This window comes from Chryseobacterium rhizosphaerae (genome assembly GCF_003385455.1).
GTDB classification, from domain to species: Bacteria; Bacteroidota; Bacteroidia; order Flavobacteriales; family Weeksellaceae; genus Chryseobacterium; species Chryseobacterium rhizosphaerae.
In genome coordinates this window covers 43,494-58,637 of record NZ_QNUF01000008.1, presented here as the reverse complement: position 1 = coordinate 58,637, position 15,144 = coordinate 43,494, and the positions used below count along the sequence as shown (strand labels likewise).

Here is a 15,144-nt window from a genome sequence, read left to right as displayed (position 1 = left end):
GACACCAATGAAAACAAAATTACTTTCGATATTCTCTTTATTCATAGGCTTTTTAGGTTTTTCTCAGACTGAAGTATATTTCAAATATGATGAAGCCGGAAACCAACGATACAGGGGAACAAATTCCGCAGGAAAAACAGCACAAGAACCTTCAAAAACAGAAGCTAAAACTGTTTCTGTAGCCCAAAGTCAGCTTGATCCTCAATCTCAAATTATGGATGAAGCAACTTTCTGGAAGCAAATAAGACTATATCCTGTTCCGGTTAATGATGTGCTAACCATTGACTGGACAGAAGAAGCAGATGGATTGATAGAGTCCGTTTCACTCTACCAGCATAGTACAGTCCATTGGAAATTTCAACAACAAAATTTACCCAATCTAAATAAGCAATTGAAAATCAATATGACTGGATATGATTGGGGCGTGTATATTTTACGTTTCACCTTGAAAGACGGAAGAGTTTTTGGGCGAAATATTACGAAACGATAATATTAGGCTTTCGGCTTATAGCTGATGGTCATTTTGAATATTATTTATCAATCATTATTAAAAAATACAAATATGAAATTTATTTCATCAATTATATTGTCGTTAGGCTCAGTATTGGGTTTTTCGCAGACCATACTGTATCAGGGAGAAACAACATCCCGAACAGTTCAGGATCCACAGACAGTTGTTCTTGCACAGGGATTTCATGCTAAATCTGATGTTTCCAATCCTTTCATAGCTAAAATTGGTCCTAATACAGAAAATCAGGGAGGAGGTCCTGTGGATTCAGGAGCAGGAGCAACCAATCCATCAGGGACTACAGCTCCGGATGGGAAAAATTTTCATGATACCAAAGGGAATATTGAGGTAAACGGAGCAGGCCAGTTACAATTCACTTTACCCATTGCTTTACCTCCAGGAGTGAAAAGTGTAGCACCACAAGTTAATCTTGTATATAATAGCAGTTCTGGAAACGGGATTGCTGGCTATGGGTGGAATTTATCTGGTCTTACCGCTATTTCAAGAACAGGAAAGACCATTGAAAAAGATGGAGTAGCCCAAAATGTACAGGTTGATTACTCGGATTATTATAGCTTCAACGGGCAGCGGTTGATTTTGAAATCCGGAGAATATGGAAAAGATGGAGCAGAATATGTTACAGAGATGTACTCTAATGTAAAAATTAAATCGGTGGGAACTTTCCCTGTTAATGGACAAAATGTTGGGCCTGCTCATTTTGAAGTTACTTTTGAAGATGGATCACAAGCCTGGTATGGTTTATACAATGCAGGCTTTCCAAATAATCCGGTAGCAACAACACCTTTGGAATATAATATTGTGAAATGGAAAGATTCCAAAGGAAATTACATTAGCTACAACTATATATCCGATGCAGCTTTAGGAGGTTTCAGAAGTTCTAATCGTGTCATGAGAATATCATCGATAGATTGGGGAGGAAATGAAACACTTGATAAACCCCATTTTAATTCAATTGTATTCATTTACAGTGATCGGGATTTAAAAGAACAGATATATGTACAGGGTGATAAGTATGAGCAGGGCCAACTTTTATCAGAAATTAAAGTAACTTCTAATTCGCAGCCTTTTAAAACATATCACATTAATTATAAGAAAGATAGCAACGGATCAAATTATCAATTTGTAGACAAGATAGCAGAGTATAATGCTTCCGATGAGGCTGCCAATCCTGTTATTTTTAATTATGAAGCTTCTGCAAGAGCAACCAGTTGGGAAGAATCAATAAGCTACTCCCTTGAATCCGGAGTATTGGGTGATTTTGATGGAGATGGTAAAATAGATGCTTTGGAGTATAAAGATCAGCCTTTCCGAACCTGTGAAATTTTTACTCCTGGCTTTAACGGAGGAACATGTGTTAATCCTAAAGATAATCCGGCAGGTCTTTATATAGTTCAGAAAGCTTTAGATCAATCAAAGAGGGATCTTATATATGTTGGAACACTGGATATTACAAAAGAAGAATTCAAAAAAGCTTTACCAATTTCTTTTAAAAGTTCATCGGGAATTATAGAAAATAGACAAGGGTTTGCTTTTTATAAAGTAACTGGTAATACAAAGGATATTCAATTGTTTGTGTATTCAATTAACCAGGCCAATCAGCTGGAATATCAATTTACCAAGACCCTTCCCAATTCAGTATATGATTCTACGACTCCTGAATTAGGTCCTATGGAAGAAGGTTATAGTGTTAAAACCACTCCTTTAAAATTGATAGAAATGGATTTAGATGGAGACGGTATTTCTGAATTATTTTTAGGCTTTAATGATGCCGAACATATAAAAACTAAAAAACCTCAAGACCCTAATGCCCCTATAAGTCTGCCTGAATTTGATGAAACTTTTCAAAACAGGAAAAAGTATATTGTCATTAATATGGATCATCAGATTGATTCTTCACAATCTTATACCTCAATGTCTTTCTATCCTTATGATACTGACATTTTGGATTCTTATAAAATGGGGGACTTTGATGGAGATGGAAAAACTGATTTTTTGAGATTTGATGGTGGAAATCGTGCTTTTCTTGTTCAATTTGGTAAAGGGTCTAATAATCTTTATCATACCATCGAAAAGGGCTTTTATGTAAATGATGAAAGAATTAAAGGAATAATAAAAGGAGCTGTTATAGGTGACTTTAATGGAGATGGGAAAAGCGATTTATTGATACCTTCTTCAGCCACTACAACAGATTGGTATTTATATCAGTCAACTGGAAAATCATTCAATGAAGAGTTCAAATCTAATTTTGCCTTATTCCGACAGGACCCTTATTTTGTTTCCAATAATGACGGTACTGCAACTTTTGAAAGAATCAGCCACCAGGCTTATGATCTCGATAAAGATGGAAAAAGTGATTTTGTTACTTTCAATTATCGAAAAGAAAGGAGTAAACGCCCTATTGGTCTAACTAATTTTGATATTAATTATTATACGACTGTAGATATTAAAATTTCATCAGGAGCAAAAGGCTTTAATAATGATATCCGCTATGCTTTCAATGAAGGACCTATAGGTGATGCCAGTCCGGATGGAAATACCCAGTTCAACCAAAGAACAAGATATGATTTTCAGGAAATTTTAGGTAACTTTAAAATCAATCAGTCAGTTCATCAAATCATTCTTGTTTCACCCAATGCCAGCAGAACCATTCCCGGAGACAGGGTAAAGAAAATTAGTTTTTATGACATCTCTAAAGAAGCCAGAATCAACACTATTGATCAAGGAGGTATAAAAACAGTAATAACTTATGGAGAACTAGAACCCAATCCTGCATCTAACTTTTACAAAAGCAGTAAGAAGGAAAAATATCCTTATATGGAACTGGATAAAGTTCCACAAGCCTTTGCTGTATTGCAGCTTCAGCAGGAAGGTCGAAAACAGGATTTTCGTTACCGTGGAATGATGGCACACCTTCAAGGTCGTGGGATGATAGGTTTTCGTCAAACTGCGCGCTCTTCCTGGTATGCGGACGGTCTGGAAAATACCAAAATATGGAACGGAATTGAAACAGACCCGCTAAACGAAGGAGTACCTGTAAAAGAATGGTCCGTCCGAACAACAGACGAATCGAAGATTTTCCCGGCGGATATTTCTGAAAACAATTCCCAATTATTGAGTTTTAAATCCACCGTCTTTCAAACAGATCAGCTTATCAACGGACAAATTGTGACGTCTGTTACTAATGCTGATAAGCCAAAAATTGTAAAAGCAATAATTCCTAAAAGTACCCGAACTAAGAATTTCCTGACAGGAACTATGACGGAAAGTACTATTACCTATGGAAATTATTATCTTCCGGTACAAAGTGTATCCAATATCAATAACGGATATGGAGTAACGACTTCCACATTTGAATATGTCCACAATCCGGCAGGTATAGGAGCAGACTACTATATTGGGCGTCCAAAATCTAAAACAGATGTTGTTCAAGCTTATGGTGATACAAAATCTGCTAAAGAAGAATATGCATATGAAAATAACCTACTGAAAACCCTTAAAACCTGGAACAGGGATAATACGGGTTATCTGTCTGAGACCTACAGCTATGATGGTTTTGGAAATATTACCCAGAAAACGATAAGTAACAGTGTAGATTCACAAACGCAAACTGCTAAAACTGAATATGATTCTAAAGGAAGATTTGTTGTAAAGAAAACAGATAATTTAGGATTAGAAACCCATATTGAATACAACGACTTGGGGCAGATAAAAAAACAAACTGATGCATTAAGTAATGCGCTTACCAATACCTATGATAGCTGGGGTAAGCTGTTGACTTCTAAGACCAATTTAGGAGGAACTACTACCTATCAGTATGGAAAAGACTTTCTCTCCAATGTAATTGTTACACAATATGACCCGAATGGGGATGTTTCCAAAAAATACACCAATACATTAGGTCAGGAAATTATGTATTCGACTAAAGCTTTCGGCCAGGGTTATTTTGTTTTAAAAGCTACTCAATATGATGTTTTAGGAAGAAAAATAAAAGAATCTGAACCTTTTTTTGAAGGACAGAGTTCCTCTAAATGGAACACAATAGAATATGACGACTCCTTGTTCCCTGCTAAAATAACTGCTACTGCATTTAGTGGTAAGAAAATGGAAACGTCTGTTTCCGGCCTAACTACAACAGTAAAAGAATCAAGTCCTGCGGATTACGGTAGGAAAAATGTTAAAACTGATGACGCATTAGGAAATGTGATTTCAAGTACTGATAAGGGAGGAACAATACAATTCACTTACAATGCTGCCGGAGAACAAATCAAAGCACAATATGCCGAAAATATTGTTACCACCAAATATGATTCGTGGGGAAGAAAATCAGAGTTTAATGATCCTTCCAATGGCATCTACAAATATGAATATGATGGATTTGGTCAACCCAAAAAGATGATAAGTCCTAAAGGAACGAAAGAATATACCTATAATAGTTTAGGACAGCTTATTACACAAAAAGATCTCTCCACTACTGATGGTGGACAGGCAACAGATAAAACCATTTCTTATACCTATGACAATAAAGGAAGAGTTATTTCAAAAGCTGGAACTTCCAAAGGAAAAGCTTATAGTTCGAATGTAGCCTACGATCCCCAAGGAAGACTATTATCTTCCTCGGAAAATAGCAATGGTAAATATTTTATTCAGAAAGGAATCACGTATGATGACAAGGCAAGAGTGATTTCTTATGAAAAGCAATTGTATTCTTCCGGAACTTTGACTAAAGTGCAAATAGAAAATGTGTACAGTGCATGGAATGGAGAACTCTATCAAATAAAAGATAAAACCTCAGGTAAAATCTTGTGGGAGCTGAAAGAAACCAATGCAAAAGGTCAGGTTTTAACGGCTAAATTAGGAGCTGCAAGCATTAACAACACCTATGATACCAATGGTTTTTTAACTGGTGTTAACCATTCTTCACAGGTGAAACCTGGTATTCTCCAGCTCTCCTATTCATTTGATGCGATCAAAAATGAGCTTAAGAGCAGAACCACTGGTGGAGATTTTAATATAGTAGAATCCTTTGATTATGATGGTAATAATAGACTTATCAACTGGACTAATCCGGTAACAGGAGTTAAAGTACAGAATGCAACCCGTAACGTTTACGATGCAAAAGGAAGAATCCTGGAAAATGATCAGGTAGGAAAAATTAGATTTGACAATTCTTCTAAAATCTACCAGCCAACAGGTATGACCCTTAATGCTGCAGGAGCTCAAAATTATAATAATGATTTAGTGCAAAGTATTGTTTATAATGAAAACAATGATCCTGTATTCATTGATGGAATGAAAGGTGATGTTGCCTTCCAATACGGACTTTCGAGTATGAGGCAAAGAGTTACCTATGGAGGTAACTTTAGTACTGATGGAGAAGGTAAATTCACCAAATACTATAGTGAAGATGGGAGCTGTGAAGTTGTAAAAGATAATACAACCGGAAAAGAAAAGCATATTCTATACATTGGAGGAACACCTTATGAAAGTAATATTGTATATTTAAAAGACTATACAGAGAGCAGCGGTTCTTACAAATTTTTACATAAAGATTATATAGGAAGTATTTTAGCCGTCAGTGATGAAGCAGGAAATAAACTTGAACAAAGGCATTTTGATGCATGGGGTAATTTCACTCATCTCCAGATAGGGAACGGGGCTATTATCACCGATAAAAATATAATAAACAATACAGCGTTATTAGTAGACAGAGGATATACCAGCCATGAGCATTTTGGAGAGGTAGGAATTATCCATATGAACGGAAGATTGTATGACCCGTTACTCAGAAGATTTTTAAATGCTGATGAAAATATTCAGGACCCGACCAATACCCAAATCTATAATAAATATGGGTATGCTGTAAATAATCCTTTGATGTACAATGACCCGAGTGGTGAGGTTCTTCCCTTTTTAGTGGGAATAGGAATTGGCTGGTTTGCGGCTACTGTCTTGTCCGGTGCTATTATTGGTGCTGCTATAAGCATGGGAATCTACATTTTACAGGCAACCATCAACAATAACTTTTCATGGGGAGGCTTTGCAAAATCTATTTTACTTGGTGCAGCCACAGGTGCTGTGTCAGCAGGCCTGGGTGAGGTCTTTAGTGCCAGTGGCTTTTGGAGCACTGTGGCAAATGGAGCTCTAACAGGTGCCGGAACCGGAGGGGTTACTGCTCTGATTACCGGACAGAATTTCCTTGAAGGAGTTTTGAAAGGGGCTGTGATAGGTGGAGGGGTTGCAGCCATAAGTTACACAGCAAATTATTATGCTAATGGCTATAATAAACCTAAGTATACTACTACAAATGATATAGCAGTTGACGCTAACTCTGATGTAGAGCCAGACTTACAAACTATGACTAAAAACATTAAAGATGCCAGAGCTAATCTTCCTGATAATGGACAATACAAGATTGAAAGTGAAGGTGTAGGGCTGAGTGACTCTAGAGGACTTATGATGAATGAAAATGGAGATTTCAATATTTTAGGGAGAACCACATTTAGTTTCGGATCAGGGAAATCAACTATATTGTATTCTACAAAAGCAGCTTCAAACATTAAACTTTTAGGGAAAACGATGGCACATGAAACTTCACACGCTCTTTCTTTTTCATTAGGTATACCCTACATGAAAATAGATGAGAATAAGAGGTTTGATCAGCTTTTATATGATGTTGAACATCTTGCCATAAAAAGATTGGAGCGTATATATGCTTTAAAAAATAATATTTTACCTAATTATGAAAGTAATTATGTCGAAATGGGTGATATTTTAAGAACAGTAAATGGGCTAAACTCAGGGCAAAAAATTCTGTATAATTTTATGTATAATAAATTTTTTCCAATTTTCAATAAAACTTTTAAATTTCCTTGATATGAACAGATTTATATTTTTACTTGGTATTACCTTATTTTTTTTCAGTTGTTCTTCTATTAAGCAACATAAAAAGGATTTTTATTTCTCTGATATTTCTTATAATAAAGATAATATTTTGCAGAGTGAGTTCTCTTATGATAGTTATTCTGGTATTTTAGAAAATCGAAGGCCAGAGAAGGTCATTATTAAGCTCAATAGTAATGAAAAACAAGAAATCTATAATTTATTTAAAAAACTTAACATGCAAAGTATTTCAGGTTGTAAGACATATGAAGATAGCATTACTATCAAAACCACTTTTATTATGGGGAATGAAAAAAATAATTCAAAATGCAGTACAAACAAGAACGAAATTGACAAGCTCTCACAGCTTTATATTAAAATAAAAAATATTTTGCAAACAAAAAAAGAATATAAGGACGCATTCCCCAGGTTTTATGAGTAATGACAATACAAACTGGTCATAAAAATGATGGTGCATTAATTAAAAGACAAATATTAATTATTTTTGAAAAATTAATTAATGTTATTTGGTAAAATTACAGGGTAATATTGATATTTTCAACTTATTGATTTAATTAAGTTAAGCGAAGAATATAAAAAAGCGTTTCCACAAACGGATTAACAAATGTAATATTGTATAGTTACAGACGAGTATATGATGAATAGCCTGTTGATGCCAAATGGAGAATTTAGATAGAAGGTTCTTTTCAGCTCTTCTTATCTTATATAAATTTTATAAGCATTGATATAAAATTCCCTTAAAATGAAAAAATTATTTAACATACTACTTGTTTTTTTGCTAATCGGTTGTTCATCAGCAAGAAAAATAGTTACACCAGAATTTTCTATTACAAGCACTTATTATGATACAAATAAGATTGATAGAAGTCATTTTTTTTATGATAGTCAAACGGGCGTTTTAAAAAACAGAAGACCGGAAGAAGTAATTATTAAATTGACTGATAGTGATAAACAGGAAATATACAAATTTTACAAGAGTATTAATGTAAAAGGGAATCTTTGTTGGTATACTTTTGAAGATAAAACAAGTTCTAAAATTAGTTTTCAATTAAAATCTTCTAGTCCTAAAAAGACTAAATGTGACAGTACAAACAAACAAGAAATCAATAAATATATTGATCTGTTTTATAAAATCCGTAATCTCTTAAAATCAAAAAAGGAATATAAAGAAATGTTTCCGGCAGAATTCTATGAATCATAAATCGTTTAAAATGAAAAATTTTATAATTATTATAGTCGTTTTTATACTTTTTGGTTCATGTAAAGAGAAGCAAAAGAGCGCCTTTAGTTTACAATATATAGAAGATAAAAAAGATCTATATCTTCAATTTAAAAACAATACTAACCAAGATATTATATTTTTAGTTCCTAACTCTTTAGAATTTGGAGATAAAAATTATAAAAGTCTTTCTACAAGAGGTAATAAAGAAGAAGATTATCCAATAAATGTGTATGCTTTAATACAACCAGATCAATCTCCATTATTATATCAGAAAAAATATGATAGCATTTATAATGGATATTTAACCGAAATTGGAAATGGTTATTTTATAGGAGATGAAAGACCTAGTGATGGAAATTCTGTATTTTATTTAAAAAGTAGAGTAGAAATTAAGATTAAATATAATTTAGTTATTAAATCAATGATGATAATGTTTAAACAAAGCTATTCATCGAAATTTAAACAGAACTATTATCCTTATGATAAAGCATTAAAAGGAAACTATGGAGAATCAGAATACTTACGAAGATTTTCAAAGCTCAATTTTGGTAAAGCAAAGTTTGTAGCACAACCAGTGATAGAAGATACTTTATTTTTAAGACTTTCTGAAAAAGATGTTACTGATTAAGCAATAAACTTTCATTATTAAAGGGCTTTTACAAAATAAAACCCATAAAAACTATGTTAAACAAGAGCAGCTACTAGGCTGTTCTTGTTGTTTTCGTAAGAAATTTACCCTTTATGAATTGAGACTTATTAGTATTCAATTGTGGAAACAGGGGAATCAATGTTACTTCTGTAATTCTGTCTTATGATCTCTTTGTACAAAAAATTTTGAAAAAAATTTTCGACTCCCTTTATTTACGCGTAATTCCCTTATCCTCCAACCCCACGAGTTCTCAGCAGGGAAGTACCCGCTCCACCAGTAAGAATAGAAAGAAAAATTTCGCAGGCAGTAATACAATCAAGGTGATAGCTGGTGTACTATGTCTCCTCATGAACCTTATGCTTTATCAATTCAAAAATCAAAAACAATGATTACAATATCAACTAAAAAAAGAGAAAAGAAGATATACTACATCCCATGCTTTAAAAGTTCAGGGAGGTATTGAAAAGGGGTATGAGTCAAATTACAAATCAGTCCTCCTACAAAACCCGGAACGCAACCGTTTTATAATATCTGAATAAATAATCATAAACAATCATTTCAAAGAGGCGTTGGTTGGAGATAAACATCCTGTTAATATTCATATGAAAAATACTTTGAAAGAATGTTTGAAGTGAGGATTCTGAAGACTCATTTTCATGATGGTTGAGAATCGTTTGTAATACAGAAGCACTTTCATTGATGGTGGAAATTATGGTATTTCTTTCCTCAGAAAATTCTTCAGATTGGATAAAATCTAATAATTGGGGATTAAATTCCCGATATTTCTTATCCAGCTGACTGTTAAGTTTTTTATCGGCATTAAATTCCTTTTTAAATACTTCATTGAAATCTTTTATCCAGTTCAGTTTTTCCTGAATCGGAAGATTGAGCTGATTTAGGAGTTCATCAATATAAAAAAGACTGATCATGAGTTTCTCCTCATCGGTATAATGCAGGCATTGTAATGTAAACTCACTGTTGTTCCAGAATAGGGTTTCGGCTTCTTCTATCGTATTGCTGCCATATCTTTCTATTTCCCGGTTATAAATGTCGATAAGGATATTTGAAATTTCTCCACTGTTCGTATATTCAGTGAGGGTAGTATTGACCTTTTGGAGAACGTCAGTATAGTTTTCTGTTTGCGTAAGCTTAAACCTAAGCCTGAGATGAGGATTTGGATCACTATAACGGATAAAAAACCATTGTGAAATTAAATTATTTTCTTTGAAGTAGGCCACTAGCGGTTCAATAGACTCCTCCAAAATAATGTCTGCAGTCTTTATTCCTGTATATATTTTAAAATACAGCCATTCACTTCCCGGAACAAACTTTCTTTTTACCATCATCCCTTATCTTGCATATTTTACCTTTGCTCTTAACTCTTAACTCTTAACTCTTAACTCTTAACTCTTGGTTCTTGCCCCTCAACCTCTCTATACATTGAAAAAATAAACTGGTGCATAAAGTCAGTATTTTCGTTATACAGGAACTCCTCAATGACTATTGATTTTAACTTTTTTACGGTATCAATAAAAACGTTCACCAGGTCATAGTTATCCAGGTTAATAGTGAGTTTATTATCAAACTGAACCCACTGAATCCACTTTGGGATTTGTCTTTTATTTCTCCAGGATTGTATACCGGATAATAACTGTTCTTTATTCCCTGCTTCATAGCTGCTCAATATTGAAAACTGAGTAAGCTCTTTTTCTGTAATTTTCCACCAGGCTTTTGAAAGAATTAAATTTTTATATTCCACTCTTGGTAAAAACTGATAGATGTTTTGTAAATCTCGCCAGTTAAAATTAATGAACGGTCTGATATTTTGACGATTAAGATCACATAAGAAATGATACACCGGCAACGGATTGGCGGAATAATTATGTGAGTTGGTCAGGTAAGGTTTAATCTCTTTGTCCAGTTTTTTAGAACGTAAAACAATTCTATTATTTTTTAGGGAAATGTATAAATCATCAATACTTATCTGATTTTCTTCCGGCAGAATGGATTGTGCCAGAAAAGGGATTTCATAAGGGCGCAGCGTAGGTCTTCTGATAACATTTCCTATTCTTGCTTCAGGAAGATGGATAATTTCCGCCGAAATATAACCGGTATTAAGTTCCTGTTCTTTTTGTGCAATACATTTTGTTAAATTTTGGACCTCAGATTTCTCAGAACAAAATCTTGCCAGAATATTGGCTGCACTGCCACCGCCACCGCTGCTTAGAGAAAGCTTTTCCTCATTATTTTCAGAGATAATTTCCGTGACAAAAGAAATAGTATCCGGCAGATCATTCCAGTTTTCCTCAAATTCTTCAAAATCCTTTTCAGACAGCTTTATTTTGTACTGATTGTCGAGTAAGGCTTCCTGCACTTTTTCATTGAGAATTTGCTGGATAGGATCCAGTTCAATTCTTAGAGTTGATTGATGATGAGATGATGAATAATCCAGGTTTTCAATATAAGGATGCAGTCCTTTGGTAGGAATATCTTGTCTGTAGCCAATTCCGATTTCTGTATCCAATACATAAGCCAGTGGCATTTCCTGCTTTTCAAACCTTTCGTGAAATGCTTTTTTAAACCTCTCCAGGTGGTTATCCTTTTGAGGAAGTGTAATTTTATTTAAAAAGCTTACCGCTTCTTTTAATTCTTTTTTCCAGTACGGAGGTAAAATGAATTTTTCTTTGAAATAAAGATCAGTTTGAAACAGGTATTTCTGATCATATTCTGTATTGAATAATGTAATTAAATCCTCAATTTCAGCATATAAAGAAACAGGATTTCCAATAGTGGTATCTATGGTGTCCAGTTTGGTTTTTATAGAAGTCAGGATTTCAGATTCATTGCTGATTCCTGTTTTTTGTAAAGATCCGATGATAATATCTAAGAAGTCTTTTCCGGATACATTAGGTTCCAGTTCACTTACAAGAACCTGATTGTCTATTAATTCATTGATGAATTCCGTAGCTTCTTCCCGGCTGATCTCTTCATCAATCAGGAGAGCTGAAAGCTGCTGTATGGTTTTCCCTTTTTTTGAAAAATCTAAGATGTTTTGTAATTCTTCAGAAAGCGGAGCTGATGAGATGATATATTCTCTTTGCCCTTGGGTGTATTGGTATTCAACGTAGCGGATTCTATTCCTGACCGTATAAATACTGTTATTAGGATAAAATAATAATTTATTTCTTATCTCAGGAGTTTTTACCAAATGATTGGCTAGGCCAACCAGAAAGTGCATATCCAGTTGAGTTTCCCTCACTAGATGCTCATGGGTAAATTTCTCTTTCCCGAAAAATGGATTTGGAGCTGTCCCAAATTTTCCTACTCCCACTTCAGTAAACAAACCAAAAGGAATAGAACGGGTGCTCATACGGCTGTAATATTTTAGAAAACTGTTTTCCAGTTTCTGATTTTCTTTCTTGGATCCATGGAGACTGAGATTGAGCCAGTCATTCAGTTTTTTGTGGAGATAAGGAGATGCCAAATAAATAGCTTCCTGAAAAACAGGATCTGCATATATGGACTTCAATGCCGTTTTTTGAATTTCATCATTACCTGCCATTTCATGGAATTGCTTCCGTGAAAACAGGGGGGTACGAAAAACATACTCATCAAAAAAATGGTAAGGAAAACGAGACATCTATTTCTTATTATCTTTTTGAGGCTGGTAATCGGGATGTCCCAGTTGCCAGAATGCAAATGCAAAGATGTCTGACAGGTTAGAATACCGTTGGGCTACCGGAATATTTGCGCCATGGCCTCCTTCATAATCGATATTTAATAAAACAGGTCTTTTTGAAGTACTGCTCGCTAATAGTTTCGATGCGAATTTTGTAGATTGCCACGGTGAAACTCTTGGATCATTAATTCCGGCACAAAGTAAAACAGCAGGATATTTTTTCCCCTTTTTAATATGTTCATAAGAATCCATTTCTAATAATCCTTTAAACTCAGCCGGATCACTCGGATTTCCATATTCTTTGATGCTGGTTGCCTGAATCCCATTGTTCTCGAAACGGATTGTATTTAATACCCCGGATTCTATAATTGCAGCCTTGAATAGCTCTGGCCTTTCGGTCATTGCTCTTCCTATTGCAATACCTCCCGCACTGGCTCCCCAGATCGCGATTTTTTCCGGTGACGTGAACTTCTGATCAATAAGATATTCTGCACTGGCAATTAGATCCTTCCAGGTATTAGGTTTTTTATCTTTCTGTCCGTCAGTATGCCATTGTGCTCCTTTTTCTCCACCTCCTCTTACATGGGGAATAGCCACAATACCTCCCTGGTTGACCCATAATAGATAACTCTTAGCGAAAAATGGTATTGAAGATTCTCCAAAAGCGCCATAGCAATCCATAAGTACCGGATTTTTACCGTTTTTCTTAGTGTTTTTATTATAAATTAAGGATAAAGGAACTTCTGTTCCGTCGTAAGATTGTATAGAAACTTCTTCTACAGTAATATCTTTAAATTCCGGGAAATCGATGTTTGGGACAAGATTTTCCTGGGTGAAAGTGTTGGTAGATAAAGTATATCTAAAACGCTCTTCTTCATTGGCCCATCCCGAACAACTGATCCATATATCAGAAAAGTTCTTTCCTTTTGATTGTAAATCTATACTGCCGGAAACATAAGGTAGTTTGATGGGAATATCTTTTCCGTTTTGATACAAATATAATTTAGCTTCCACACCGTTTTTGGCAGTCACATAATAGATCCCGTCTTTTGTTATGGTGTATTGCTTTATAACTTCATCTTTTTTTTCAGGAACCAGTATTTCAGGATTTTTAAAATCTCTGGTGGTCATATTGGTTTTGCATAACTTATAATTGGATGAGTTATATCCTGATAAAAAATAAATGTCATTTCCTGACAACCTTATGGAAAATGCTTTACTTTCCTTATCATACAAAGGTTTCCAGTTATTTTTCCCCTCTAATAGTTCTTTCTTTTCAATAAAAAAAGTTTTTCTGAAGTTCTCCGCATCTACCAATATTCCGATGTAGTGTTGATCTTCAGGGTTGAAAGCCAGAATAGCAGGATAATCTGTGTTGCTTATTTTCAGATCAGGATTATGGGTACTTGAAAAAACATCATTAAGCTTTTTAGGATCTTCTCCTATTCTATAAAGCATAGCGCGGGTATTTTTCCTGAACTCTTTAGCCTGCAGATCTACAACCGGATAATAGGTATAGAAGAAACCACTGTTGTCATCAAGCCATTTTATGCCTCCAATAGAGGCAGGATTGGTATTAATGATGGTTTGTGGATAAATACTTTTTTTATCCACATCCATCACAATAACTTCAGATAATTCTTTACCTCCCTGGGTTAAAGAAATGGCCACTTTACTTCCATCCCCACTGGGACTTACAAGATTGATTATAAAATTGCCGGTTTTGGGAGTATCTGTTGTTTTCTTGGAGGATACAAAATTGGCAGGGTCGTAAAGTAAATTTTCTTTCCCGTTAAATCCATTTCTGTAATAAACCTTAGCGGTTTTTTCTCCAACATTTCTTTTCAAATAAAAATATTTATCATTTTCAGTTACTTTTAAATCATATAATGAATATCCTTCTCTCTTATCAAACTCTAACCTTTTATTTAAATAATAATTTCTATTAGGAATAGAGCTTAATATTGAAGCCGTGAAATCCGACTGGGACTTCATCCAGTTAATTACTTTAGGATCCTGTAAATTTTCTAAATTCCTGTATTCATCTATTATTTTGGTGCCAAAATAATGATCCGTAGCAGGAACAGAAGGAGCCAGATTACTTAATTGTGCTTTGAAAGATGCTGTTAAAAGAATAGAAGTGAGAAATATTTTATACTGCATAA

Annotated in this window: 8 protein-coding genes; 5 read left to right on the top strand and 3 right to left on the bottom strand. The window is 34.4% G+C overall.

Annotated elements, in window-relative coordinates; genetic code table 11:
- Positions 1-7 precede the first annotated feature (7 nt).
- The 5 genes from DRF57_RS09025 (at position 8) to DRF57_RS09005 (ending at position 9,279) form a co-directional block, all read left to right on the top strand.
- Complete coding sequence (locus DRF57_RS09025; protein ID WP_115918103.1) at positions 8-490, top strand: hypothetical protein; 483 nt, start codon at positions 8-10, stop codon at positions 488-490.
- Between the two features lie 72 nt (positions 491-562).
- Positions 563-7,402, top strand: coding sequence for an RHS repeat-associated core domain-containing protein (locus tag DRF57_RS09020; protein WP_167449356.1), 6,840 nt, complete (start codon positions 563-565; stop codon positions 7,400-7,402).
- Between the two features lies 1 nt (position 7,403).
- A complete protein-coding gene (locus tag DRF57_RS09015) occupies positions 7,404-7,850 on the top strand; it encodes a hypothetical protein (protein WP_115918099.1) in 447 nt (148 codons plus the stop codon).
- A gap of 321 nt (positions 7,851-8,171) precedes the next feature.
- On the top strand, positions 8,172-8,630 hold the full coding sequence (locus DRF57_RS09010; protein WP_115918097.1) for a hypothetical protein: 459 nt from the start codon (positions 8,172-8,174) through the stop codon (positions 8,628-8,630).
- Between the two features lie 10 nt (positions 8,631-8,640).
- Positions 8,641-9,279 (top strand): hypothetical protein, encoded by a 639-nt coding sequence (locus tag DRF57_RS09005; RefSeq protein ID WP_123863303.1) that lies wholly within the window; start codon positions 8,641-8,643, stop codon positions 9,277-9,279.
- Between the two features lie 518 nt (positions 9,280-9,797).
- On the opposite strand, the gene DRF57_RS09000 is transcribed toward DRF57_RS09005, so the two are convergent.
- From DRF57_RS09000 to DRF57_RS08990, 3 genes are read right to left on the bottom strand one after another with little or no spacing between them, the layout of a single operon-like run.
- The gene (locus DRF57_RS09000) at positions 9,798-10,646 is read right to left on the bottom strand and encodes a thiopeptide-type bacteriocin biosynthesis protein (protein WP_115918093.1); all 849 of its coding nucleotides are present in this window, start codon (positions 10,644-10,646) and stop codon (positions 9,798-9,800) included.
- Between the two features lie 50 nt (positions 10,647-10,696).
- On the bottom strand, positions 10,697-12,940 hold the full coding sequence (locus DRF57_RS08995) for a lantibiotic dehydratase family protein (RefSeq protein ID WP_115918091.1): 2,244 nt from the start codon (positions 12,938-12,940) through the stop codon (positions 10,697-10,699).
- Entirely contained in the window at positions 12,941-15,142 is a 2,202-nt protein-coding gene (locus DRF57_RS08990; protein WP_115918089.1) for a prolyl oligopeptidase family serine peptidase, read from the bottom strand. It lies immediately after the preceding gene.
- Positions 15,143-15,144: the final 2 nt, after the last annotated feature.